This window comes from Chromobacterium haemolyticum, assembly GCF_009936155.1.
In the GTDB taxonomy this organism is placed as follows: Bacteria; Pseudomonadota; Gammaproteobacteria; order Burkholderiales; family Chromobacteriaceae; genus Chromobacterium; species Chromobacterium haemolyticum.
On record NZ_AP019312.1, the window covers coordinates 101,804 to 112,017 of the forward strand.

General features: G+C 64.7%; 11 protein-coding genes. 4 read left to right on the plus strand and 7 right to left on the minus strand.

The window, feature by feature from the left end; all coding sequences use genetic code 11:
* Window positions 1-89: 89 nt before the first annotated feature.
* The 7 genes from ybgF to GYH29_RS00455 all read right to left on the minus strand — a co-directional run bounded on the left by ybgF (window position 90) and on the right by GYH29_RS00455 (window position 5,345).
* Window positions 90-833: a tol-pal system protein YbgF gene (ybgF, locus tag GYH29_RS00425; protein ID WP_019102119.1), complete on the minus strand. Its 744-nt coding sequence runs from the start codon at window positions 831-833 to the stop codon at window positions 90-92.
* 161 nt (window positions 834-994) lie between these two features.
* On the minus strand, window positions 995-1,522 hold the full coding sequence (gene pal, locus GYH29_RS00430; protein WP_019102118.1) for a peptidoglycan-associated lipoprotein Pal: 528 nt from the start codon (window positions 1,520-1,522) through the stop codon (window positions 995-997).
* A 14-nt stretch (window positions 1,523-1,536) separates the two neighbouring features.
* Window positions 1,537-2,826, minus strand: a complete 1,290-nt coding sequence (gene tolB, locus GYH29_RS00435) for a Tol-Pal system beta propeller repeat protein TolB (RefSeq protein ID WP_019102117.1) — start codon at window positions 2,824-2,826, stop codon at window positions 1,537-1,539.
* Window positions 2,827-2,900: 74 nt separating this feature from the next.
* Window positions 2,901-3,761, minus strand: coding sequence for an energy transducer TonB (locus tag GYH29_RS00440; RefSeq protein ID WP_161523035.1), 861 nt, complete (start codon window positions 3,759-3,761; stop codon window positions 2,901-2,903).
* Window positions 3,758-4,168, minus strand: a complete 411-nt coding sequence (locus GYH29_RS00445; RefSeq protein WP_019100362.1) for a biopolymer transporter ExbD — start codon at window positions 4,166-4,168, stop codon at window positions 3,758-3,760. Before GYH29_RS00445 ends, GYH29_RS00440 begins: the two co-directional genes overlap by 4 nt.
* A gap of 266 nt (window positions 4,169-4,434) precedes the next feature.
* Window positions 4,435-5,103 (minus strand): class I SAM-dependent methyltransferase, encoded by a 669-nt coding sequence (locus tag GYH29_RS00450; RefSeq protein ID WP_161523036.1) that lies wholly within the window; start codon window positions 5,101-5,103, stop codon window positions 4,435-4,437.
* A 62-nt stretch (window positions 5,104-5,165) separates the two neighbouring features.
* The gene (locus tag GYH29_RS00455) at window positions 5,166-5,345 is read right to left on the minus strand and encodes a DUF3460 family protein (protein ID WP_019101069.1); all 180 of its coding nucleotides are present in this window, start codon (window positions 5,343-5,345) and stop codon (window positions 5,166-5,168) included.
* A gap of 238 nt (window positions 5,346-5,583) precedes the next feature.
* Here GYH29_RS00455 and GYH29_RS00460 point away from each other — a divergent pair, with 238 nt between their 5' ends.
* The 4 genes from GYH29_RS00460 to GYH29_RS00475 are packed head-to-tail and all read left to right on the plus strand — an operon-like array spanning window position 5,584 to window position 10,211.
* On the plus strand, window positions 5,584-7,017 hold the full coding sequence (locus GYH29_RS00460) for an undecaprenyl-phosphate glucose phosphotransferase (protein WP_081575744.1): 1,434 nt from the start codon (window positions 5,584-5,586) through the stop codon (window positions 7,015-7,017).
* A 7-nt stretch (window positions 7,018-7,024) separates the two neighbouring features.
* A complete protein-coding gene (locus GYH29_RS00465; protein WP_019104151.1) occupies window positions 7,025-8,488 on the plus strand; it encodes a mannose-1-phosphate guanylyltransferase/mannose-6-phosphate isomerase in 1,464 nt (487 codons plus the stop codon).
* Entirely contained in the window at window positions 8,485-9,399 is a 915-nt protein-coding gene (locus GYH29_RS00470; protein WP_019104152.1) for a glycosyltransferase family 2 protein, read from the plus strand. The genes GYH29_RS00465 and GYH29_RS00470 overlap by 4 nt, the downstream gene beginning before the upstream one ends.
* Before the next feature lie 5 nt (window positions 9,400-9,404).
* Complete coding sequence (locus GYH29_RS00475) at window positions 9,405-10,211, plus strand: polysaccharide biosynthesis/export family protein (RefSeq protein WP_019104153.1); 807 nt, start codon at window positions 9,405-9,407, stop codon at window positions 10,209-10,211.
* Window positions 10,212-10,214: the final 3 nt, after the last annotated feature.

The window sequence follows — 10,214 nt, forward strand, 5'->3', positions numbered from 1 at the left end:
GGGGAGAATATGGCGCATAAGACAAAGCCAGCCGCGGCGGGCTGGCGTCAAAATGGGGCATGAAGGCCGGAAGGGAGCCGGCCGGGGTGTTACATTTTTGCCAGTTGCTGACGCGCTTTCTGGGCGGAATCGGTCTTGGGATACAGTTTGATCAGGCGTTTGTAAGTGGTTTTGGCCTGATCCATCTGGCCCAGATCGCGCTGGCAGTTGCCGATATTGCGCAGGGCCTCCGGCGCGAAGTGATTGTCCGGAAATTGCTCGACGAAGCGGCGGTGGATGTCGATGGCGGCGTCGTATTGGCGCAAGGCGGTGTGGGACACGCCCAGCCAGTAAGTGGCTTCAGCCACTTGCGGCGCCTGCGGGTTTTGTTCGATGAAGCCGCGCAGCGCGTCGGCGGCTTTGGCGAAGTCGCGAGCGCGCAGCAAGTTCAGCGCCTTGTCGTAATCCGGGCTGGTGGCCGCGCCGCCGTCCGCGGAGCCCGAGGCGTCGCCGTGCGTGGCGGGCATGGGCTTGGCGCCGCTGTTCTCCAGATGGCCCAGCCGGCCGTCCAGATCGTTGTACAGATCGTTCTGGCGCTTTTGGGTGGTTTGCAGATTGTAGTTCAGCACTTCCACGTCGCCGCGCAGTTTGGCCACTTCGGCCTTCATCGTTTCCAGCTGGCTGACCATTTCCAGCAACTTTTCATTGGAAAGCTTGCTTTCCACTTCATTGAGACGGGTGGAGGCCTGGCGGTTGACTTGGTCCAGCTGGCGGCGGGTTTCTTCCAGATCGCCGGTGGTGGCGCAGCCGGTGAGGACCAGCAGCAGCGCGCTGCAAAGGGTGAGCCGTTTCATGGTTGTCCCGGGATGTCCCGCCGTCCGCCCCGGAGGGGACGACGCTTTTGAGTTGGGTGGCAATGAATACAGCCGGATATCTTAACGGCAAGCGCGTGAAAACGCACCCGCCCGATGTCCGGCTGTAAAAGCCGACCCCGAATCGGGCCGGCGGTCTGGGCTTAGTGCCCTTGGTACACGATGTCGGCGCGACGGTTCTCTGCGAAGTCCGCTTCGGTATTGCCGGTGGCGCGCGGTTTTTCCTTGCCGAAGCTGACCGCTTCCAGCTGGCTTTCCTTGGCGCCCAGCACTTCCATCGCCTTTTTCACGCTTTCGGCGCGGCGCTGACCCAGGGCCAGGTTGTATTCGCGGCTGCCGCGGGCGTCGGTGTTGCCCTGGATGATGACTTTTTTGTCAGCGTTCTGCTTCAGGTAGGCGGAGTGGGTTTCCACTACCGGTTTGCCGTTGGCGTCGACGGAGGAGGAGTCGAAGCCGAAGTAGACGCTGCGCTTGGCCAGCGGGCTGTTGGGATCGTTCAGCGGATCCACGGACACCTGGTTCTGGTTGCCGCTGCCGGTGTCCACCGGCGCGGTGGTCTGCGGCGCGGTGGGCTGCTGGGTGCCAGTGGTGGTGTCGGCCGGTTTGGTGCTGGCGCAGGCGGCCAGCAGGGTTACGGTGGCGGTGCCGAGGACGAGTTGTTTCCAGTTCATATCAATAGCTCCAATTAAGGACGATTAAATGGGCCCCAAGCCGGGTCCTGTACATCGCCGTTGATAACGGCCAATTTCACTTTGCTGCTGCCATCCGTGGTGGCGGCGTACAACACGCTCTTGCCGCCGGCGTCGCTGGCGTACAGCACCATGCGGCCGTTGGGGGCGAAGCTTGGGCGTTCGTTGTAGCCGCCGTCCGACAGCACTCGGCTGTCGTTGGTGGCCAGGTCTTGCGCCATCACGCGGAAGTTGCCTCCCTCGCGACGGATGTAACTCAGGGTCTTGCCGTCCGGCGACACCTTGGGCGACACGTTGTAGCGTCCTTCCCAGGTGACGCGCTGGGCGTTGCCGCCGTCGGCGGACACGCGGTAGATCTGCGGGCCGCCGGCGCGGTCGGAGACAAAGTACAGGCTGCCGCCGTCCGGACTCCATGTGGGCTCGGTGTCGATGCCTCCGTTGTACATCAGCCGGCGCGAGCCGCCGCCGTTGGCGTTGATCACGTAAATCTGCGAATTGCCGCTGGTGGTCAGCACCACCGCCAGCTTGCTGCCGTCCGGGCTCCAGGCCGGGGCGGAGTTGCTGCCCTTGAAGTTGGCGGCGGCAAAACGCTGGCCGGTGGCCAAGTTCTGCACCCAGACCACCGGTTTCTTGCTTTCAAACGACACGTAGGCGATGCGTCCGCCGTCCGGGCTCCAACTCGGGGAGATGATGGGCTCCCTGGAGCGCAGAATGGTCTGGGCGCGTCCGCCGTCCACGTCCGCCACTTGCAAGAGATAGCTGCCGCCGGTCTTCAGCACGTAAACGATGCGGGTGTTGAAGAAGCCTTTCTGGCCGGTGATCGCCTCGTAAATCATGTCGGCGATCGCGTGCGCCACTTGGCGGGTGCGGTCCGGGGTGACGGTGAATTCGCCGCCGGTCAGTTGTTTCTTTTGCGCGACGTCCATCAGCCGGAAGCTGATTTTCAACTGCCCGCCTCCGGCGGCCTCCACCTTGCCGATGGCGACGGATTGCGCGCCGGCGGCTTGCCACAGCGGGTAGCGGATGTCAGCAGGCTCAAACGGCACATTGGCCACGCCGGCCGCGTCCACCATGCGGAAGACGCCGGAAATCGTCAGATCGTTCTTGATCACCGGACCCAGGCCGCCCTGGGCGTTGGCCTCGTCCTTGAACGGAGCGATGGCGATGGCGTGGCGATTCGCCCCGCCGCCGACGATCTCAATAGTCATTTCCGCTTGCGCGCCGCCTGCGGCCATCAGGCCCAGCGTGACGAGCAGCATATTCAACAGAGTTTTAAAGCTGGACATTAGTTCCCTCGAATCAGTCTATCGGCATGAGGCGACGCCGCAGCCGTTCCATCATGGCTTGTGCTTGATCCGTCTTATGACCTGGGACGGAATTCCATTTTGAACTGCCGGTAGCCGTCGTTGAAATTGGCGCCGGGCGGCAGCGCCGGAAAGGTTTTCGCTTCCCAGATCGCCCTTTGCACCGCGTCGTCGTAGGCCTTGCTGCCGCTGCTTTGCAGCAGTTGAACCCGGTTCACTTCCAGCGAGGGCAGCAGGCTGACCTGCAACACTACCTTGGGGTTGCCGCTCAGTTCCGGCGGCACCTGCACCAGCGGAGTGACTTTGGCCTTGACCCGGCTGATCCAGCCGGCCTTGGCCGTTGACGAGCCGTTGGCCGCGCCGCCGGCCACGCCGTTGGGGGAACCGGCCTGGTCGCTGCGCGCATTGGCTTTGCCGTGGGTGCGGGGGCTGTCCAGGCTGGCCAGCAGGTCGTCAGCCTCCGGATTGTAGGTCTTGGACGGCTTGGGTTTGGCCTGCGGCTTGGCGGCCGTCGCCGGCGGCGCTTTGGCCTCCGGTTTTTTCTCGGCCGGTTTGTCCGCTTGTTTGGGTTCGGGCTTCTTCGCCGGCTCGGGTTTGGGCTCCGGCTTAGGCTCGGGCTTGGGTTCAGGTTTGAGCTTGGGCGGCTCCGGCGGTTTCTTGTGGCGGCCCAGGTTGACGTCGGCCGGAGGCTCCGCCACGGCGGGACGCGGCGGCTCCACCACCGGCGCGGGCTTGGGTTCGGCCACCGCGGACGGCGGCGGCGCGGTGGTCCATAGCTCCAGCGCCACCGGCGCTTGTTCCTGCAAGGTTTGGGAATGGAAGCTGCCCCACAGCAGCAGGCCGCCCACGGCGACGTGCAGCAGCACCGAAACGATCAGCGACCAAGGACGCGGCGAGGTGGACACTGCGGCCATCATCCCTGCTTTTGCTGCTTGACCGTCAGCGCCACGCGCTTGACGCCGGCCTGGTGGAGTTTGTCGGCGATGCGCACTACCTCGGCGTATTTGAGGTTGGCGTCGGCGGAGATGGCCACTGGGCGCTCGGCCGCGCCCAGCGCCTGGATCTGCGTGGCCAGGTCGGCGACGGAGGCGACGTCTGTCTTGCGGTCTTGGTCTATCAGTTGAATCTTGCCCTGGGCGTCCACGGTCACTTCCAGCGGACGGGTGTCGATGCTGGCGGCTTGGGACACGCTGGGCACTTCTATCACGCCAGGCGTGAACATCGGCGCGGTCACCATGAAGATGACCAGCAGCACCAGCATCACGTCGATGTAAGGCACGACGTTCATCTGGTTCATCTGGCGGCGGGGACGGCGATTGAGCATGGAGCGTCTGTTAGCGTTGGCAAGCGGTCATGATACACCGGGCTCCGGCCCAAGTGGGCCGGCTAAGAACCTGTTTACGATCTGCTGCGCGTCGGCGATACGGCGTTGAAAACCCCTTCGAAATGCTCATGTACCGTATGTACATTCCGCTTTCTCAGCGGTTTTCGCCTTGTCTCGCCTTAGCTCGCGAGATCGTCAACACGTTCTAAAGCGGGTCAGACCGCGGCGGATCATGAAAAGTTCATGGCCGCGGTCGCCTGTGGGGCTCAGGCCAGCCGCGTGCACAAGGTCAGCCCATCCCCCACCGGCAGCACGCACATGCGGATGCGCGAGTCGTGTTTCAGGCCGGCGTTGAATTCGTGCATCAGGTGGACGCCGGGCGGGTCTTCCGGCTTGGGTTCCACCACGCGGCCGGACAGGAAGATGTTGTCGATGGCGATCACGCCGCCGGGGCGCACCAGTTGCAGGCAGGCTTCGTAATAGTCGCGGTAGGCGGGTTTGTCCGCGTCGATGAAAGCCAGGTCGTACTGACCCGCTTGGCCGGAGGCCAGTTGCTCGCGCAAGGTGGCGAGCGCCGGTTGCAGCACCAGTTCGATGCGATCGGCGACGCCGGCGCGGGCCCAGTAGTCGCGGGCGACGGCGGTGAAGGTTTCGCTGACGTCGCAGGCCAGCGTGCGGCTGTCCGCCGGCATCGCCAAGGTGACCGCCAGCGCGCTGTAGCCGGTGAACACGCCGATTTCCAGATAGCGGCGCGCGCCGATCAGTTGAGCCAGCCAGGCCATGAACTGGCCTTGTTCCGGCGCGATCTGCATTTTGGCCATGCGGTGGGTGGCGGTGAATTCGCGCAGCTCGCGCATCACCGGATGTTCGCTGAGGCTGATGTTCAGCAAGTAGTCGTGCAAGGCGCCGTCTAGCGCCAGGGTGCGGCTGGTCATGGGTATGCAGTGCAATCGGAAACGCCCGCGGCGCGGGCGTCGGGTCAGGCGGGGAGCCGGTTTTATTCCGGCTGGTAAACGTAGGGCTGCTGCGGAACGCGGGATTCTTTCCAGCGCTTCTGGTCGTCGGCGTTCAATTGACGGTCCCACAGGGTCAGGCGCAGCTCGCGGCGCTGGCTGTCCACTTCCGGGTGTTCTTCCAGAAAGCCGTTGATGAATTGGGTGAAATCGGACTGATACATCGCATCGTTCCTTACTAAGGCTGATCTTGTGATTTTAATCGATAAATCGTTGCGCAGTCAGCCTGTGGGCTTCGCTTTACATTCATTTTGACAACAGATTTCACGGTACAGCGTAAATCCTGGTTGCGTTGCTGGCGCTTTGCTGCGATATTTAGCAAAATATTTAAAGACATTAAAGTAAAATTTTAAACTGAAAAGGTGGATTTGTTTAATCAAATTAAACTTAATGGTTTGTAATATGCGAATTCGCAATGTGGACGGCTTGGTGCAGTTCTACCCCGAGACCTTGACCTATCTGCGGCTGCTGGCCCGGTTGACGCACCTGGCGATGGTGCTGGCGCCCGGCTGTATTTTGCTGTTGTTTGATCCGGCCGCCGCGGCGGCCCGCGGGCAGGCCGGACAGCTCTTGTTGTTGGCCGGCGTGCTGGCTTTGTTGTCTTTTCAGGCGTTGGGCGTTTACGGCGGAGGCATGTTTTTACGCCAGTTGCGCCTGCGGCCCTTGGCCGCGGCGTGCGTGCTCTTGTTTTTGGTCTTGTGGCTGGCCCGCGGGCTGTCCCCGGCCTTGGCCGCCTTGCCGGACCGGCTGTGGCCGGTCTGGTTTACGGCGACGCTGGCCTTGTTGCTGGCGCAGCGTTTGTTGGTGCACGTGTGGTGCCGCCGGCTGGTGCGTCGCGGCGTGGGCCTCCAACGCACGGTGATCCTGGGTTGTACCGCCAGCGGCCATTTGCTGGCCGGCTTTCTGAGGGAGAACGCGGACATTCGCGCCTGCGTGATCGGCTTTGTGGACGATCGTTCGGACCGCTTGCAGCACGCCATGGCCGGCCTGCCTTATTTGGGCGGCATGCGCCGGCTGGAGACGATGGTCCGCGAGGGCGAGGTGCAGCAAATCCTGGTGGCGCTGCCGTGGGCGGCGGTCAAGCGGATGGGGGACTTGGTCAGCTTGCTGCGGCGCTTGCCGGTGACGGTGCTGCTGGCGCCGGACATGGCGGGCTTGCAGCACGCTCATCATCGGGTGACCGCGGTGGCGGGGTTGCCGATGTTCAATATTTCCGAGCGCCCGCTCAAGGGATGGTCGCCCTTGCTCAAACGCTGCGAGGACGTGTTGCTCGCCGTTTGCGCGCTGGCGCTGACCACGCCGCTGATGTTGCTGATCGCCTTGTTGATCAAGCTGGATTCGCCGGGGCCGGTGTTGTTCCGGCAAAGGCGCTACGGCTACAACAACCGTTTGATCGAGGTCTACAAATTCCGCTCCATGTACGTGGAGAGGACCGACGCCGACGCCGAGGCGCAAACCACACGCAGCGACCCGCGCGTGACTCGCGTCGGGCGCTTCATCCGCAAGACCAGCCTGGACGAACTGCCGCAATTGCTCAATGTGCTGGGCGGCAGCATGTCCATGGTGGGGCCGCGTCCGCACGCAACCGCCACCAAGGCCGCCGGTGTCTTGTTCGAAGACGCGGTGGCGGAGTATTCCGCCCGCCATCGGGTCAAGCCGGGCATTACCGGCTGGGCCCAGGTCAACGGCTACCGCGGCGAAACCGACACGCTGGCCAAGATAGAGGGCCGGGTGGCGCACGATCTCGAATACATCGAGAACTGGTCGCTATGGTTCGACGCCTACATTCTGATCCGCACTCTGCCGGCCGTGCTGTCGGCCGACGAAGCCTATTGAGGCCGCCATGCAAACCCAAATTCCAGAACTGATTCCCTGCATCGTGTCCGGCGGCGCCGGCACCCGCTTGTGGCCGGTGTCCCGGCAGGCTTTTCCCAAACCCTTCATCCGCTTGGCCGACGATCAGAGCCTGCTGCAGAAGGCCTTTCTGCGCGCCGCGCGCCTGCCGGGGGTGAAGCGGGTGATGATCATCACCAATCAGCAGGCGCAACTGCGCACCCTGGACGAATGCCGGGCGGTCAACGCCGGCGGGTTGGCGTTGGAGCTGCTGTTGGAGCCGGAAGGGCGCAATACCGCTCCAGCGCTGGCGGCGGCCGCCGCGGACCTGCTGGAGCGCGAACCGGCGGCGAATCCCTTGCTATTGGCGCTACCGGCGGATCATCTGATCGCCGACGAAGCCGCCTTCGCCGCCGCGGTGGAGAAAGCCGCGCGGCTGGCCGGCGATGGACGCATTGTCGTTTTCGGCTTGAAGCCCAGCCGCGCGGAAACCGGTTTCGGCTATATCGAGGCCGGCGCGGCGATAGGCGCTGACGGACAGGAAGTAGCTCGCTTCGTGGAAAAGCCGGACCACGCCGCCGCCGAAGGCTATCTGGCTGGCGGACGGCATTTGTGGAACAGCGGCATGTTCTGCTTTTCCGCCGCTGCTTTGTGCGAGGAACTGGCCGAACACGCGCCCGATGTGTTGGCGGCGGTGCGGGATTGCCTGGCGCACAGCCCTGCGTCCCAGAGCGCGGACCACCGCTTGCGGGCGCTGGAGCGCGAGCGCTTTGGCCGTTGCCCGGACATTTCCATCGACTACGCGGTGATGGAGCGCACCCGCGCCGCGGCGGTGGTGCGTTGCGAACTGGGCTGGAGCGATATCGGCAACTGGGACAGCCTGGCCGAGCAGTTTCCCGCCGACGCGGACGGCAACCGCGTCAGCGGCGACGCCTTGCTGCGGGACAGCCATGATTGCTTCATCCAGAGCCGCGGCCGCTTGATCGCGATGCTGGGCGTGGACAATCTGGCGGTGGTGGACACCCCGGACGCCCTGTTGGTGGCAGACCGCGGGCGCAGCCAGGAAGTGCGCGAGCTGGCGCGGCGGCTGCAGGACCAGAATCATCCTGCCTGGCGGCTGCATCTGAGCTCGCAGCGGCCCTGGGGCCATTACACCGTGCTGGCGGACAGCGAACGCTACAAGATCAAGCGCATCGTGGTGAAGCCGGGCGCGTCGCTGTCCTTGCAGATGCACCACCACCGCAGCGAGCACTGGATCGTGGTCAGCGGCACCGCGATGGTGACCCACGGCCAAGAAGAGCGCTTGCTGCACACCAATGAATCCACCTTCATTCCCGCCGGGGAAACGCATAGATTGAGCAACCCCGGGCTGATCGACCTGGTATTGATCGAGGTGCAAAGCGGCGAATACCTGGGCGAGGACGACATCGTGCGCTTCGCCGATGACTACGGCCGCTCGGAGGCCGCGCCGTGAGCCGCACCGCGTTGATCCTGCCTGTGCGCAACGCCGGCCGCCACCTGGACCGGCTGTTGCCGGCACTGGCGGCGCAAAGCTTGCGGCCGGACGAATGGCTGGCGCTGGACAGCGAGTCCAGCGACGGCAGCCGGGCGCGCCTGCTGGCCGCCGGCGCCAGCGTGGTGCCGGTGCGCGCCGCGGATTTCAATCACGGCGGCACGCGCCGGCTAGCCAGCGAACTGACCGACGCCAAGGTGTTGATCTATCTGACCCAGGACGCCATCCCGGCCGGGCCCGACGCCTTGCGCCGCTTGCGCGACGCGCTGCTGGCGGAGGACGACATCGGCGTCGCCTACGGCCGCCAACTGCCGCAGCCGGACGCCGGCCTGTTGGGCGCGCACGCGCGCCGTTTCAATTACCCACCGTTCAGCCGCACCAAGCGGCTGGCCGACGCCGCCGAACTGGGCATCAAGACCTGTTTCAGCTCGGACTCCTTCGCCGCCTATCGCCGCGAGGCCTTGCGGGAGGTGGGGGGCTTCCCCTCCGACGTGATCGGCTCCGAAGACGCCCACGTCGCCGGCCGCATGCTGCTGGCCGGCTGGGCGGTGCGTTACGAGGCCGCCGCCTGCGTTCACCACTCGCACGATTACGGACTGCTGGAGGAAATGCGCCGCTATTTCGATATCGGCGTGTTTTACGGCCGCGAGCGCTGGATCGCCGAGCGCTTTGGCCGCGCTGGCGCGGAAGGGCGGCGTTTTCTGCGCTCCGAGCTGGAAACCGTCCGCCGGGCAGGCCAGCCGTGGCGGCAGTCCGAAGTGTTGCTGCGTTGCGCGCTCAAGCTGGCCGGCTACCGCCTGGGCCATGTCGAGCGCTGGCTGCCGCGCGCGCTCAAGCGCCGCCTCAGCATGTTCCCCGCTTATTGGAAATGAATGCGATGACTACCGCCAAACTCGCCGCCGTTTTGTTGTTCGCCGTTCTGGGCGGTCTGACGGCCTGTTCCACCCCCAGCACCATCGCGCTGCCGGACGCCAAGACCGTGGAAGCGCGGCAGCTGGCGCTGCGCGACATCAGCCAATTGCCGCCGCCCGTCACCAGGGTAATGAACGGCGACACCCTGCGCATTGTCCGCGACGCGCAATCTCCGGCCGAAAAAGACGAGATGGCGCTGTTCTTCGTGCGCCCGGACGGCAGCTTTTCCTACCCCCACGCCGGCCTGGTCCGCGGCGGCGGCCGCACGCCGGAGGAAATAGGGGCGGAGATCACCGACCGGCTGTCCACGCTGTATCGCCAGCCGCAAGTCACCGTCAACATCGCCATCGCGCCGGGCAACCGCGTCTTCGTAGGCGGCGCAGTGCGCAATCCGTCCGCCTTCGAACTGAGCGCCGCCGCCAGCATAGAACAAGCGGTGATCGGCGCCGGCGGCGTCCTGCCGTCCGCCGACAGCGAGCACGTGGCGCTGCTGCGCATGGACGAGACCGGCCTGTATCAGATCTATTTCACCGATCTGGCGCGGATGCTGGACCCGGCCGCCGGACGGCGCGGAGTCATGCTGCAACGCGGCGACATCGTGTTTGTGCCCAAATCCGCCATCGGCAAGGCGGTGGAAGGCGTGGACATGTACGTCAACCAGCTGCTGCCCTTCTCCAAGGCGATAGGCATCGGCCTGAATTACGACCTGGGCGGCAAAGGCAGCAACAACGTCAACATCCAGAACAACCCCACCATCAAGGCCGGCGGTTAGCCC

Excerpts from the sequence above, each read along its gene's own strand:
- GYH29_RS00475 (WP_019104153.1), top strand. The coding sequence starts at position 9,405 with ATGACTACCGCCAAACTCGCCGCCGTTTTGTTGTTCGCCGTTCTGGGC.
- ybgF (WP_019102119.1), bottom strand. The coding sequence starts at position 833 with ATGAAACGGCTCACCCTTTGCAGCGCGCTGCTGCTGGTCCTCACCGGC.
- GYH29_RS00440 (WP_161523035.1), bottom strand. The coding sequence starts at position 3,761 with ATGATGGCCGCAGTGTCCACCTCGCCGCGTCCTTGGTCGCTGATCGTT.
- pal (WP_019102118.1), bottom strand. The coding sequence starts at position 1,522 with ATGAACTGGAAACAACTCGTCCTCGGCACCGCCACCGTAACCCTGCTG.
- GYH29_RS00450 (WP_161523036.1), bottom strand. The coding sequence starts at position 5,103 with ATGACCAGCCGCACCCTGGCGCTAGACGGCGCCTTGCACGACTACTTG.
- GYH29_RS00455 (WP_019101069.1), bottom strand. The coding sequence starts at position 5,345 with ATGTATCAGTCCGATTTCACCCAATTCATCAACGGCTTTCTGGAAGAA.
- GYH29_RS00460 (WP_081575744.1), top strand. The coding sequence starts at position 5,584 with ATGCGAATTCGCAATGTGGACGGCTTGGTGCAGTTCTACCCCGAGACC.
- GYH29_RS00445 (WP_019100362.1), bottom strand. The coding sequence starts at position 4,168 with ATGCTCAATCGCCGTCCCCGCCGCCAGATGAACCAGATGAACGTCGTG.
- GYH29_RS00465 (WP_019104151.1), top strand. The coding sequence starts at position 7,025 with ATGCAAACCCAAATTCCAGAACTGATTCCCTGCATCGTGTCCGGCGGC.
- tolB (WP_019102117.1), bottom strand. The coding sequence starts at position 2,826 with ATGTCCAGCTTTAAAACTCTGTTGAATATGCTGCTCGTCACGCTGGGC.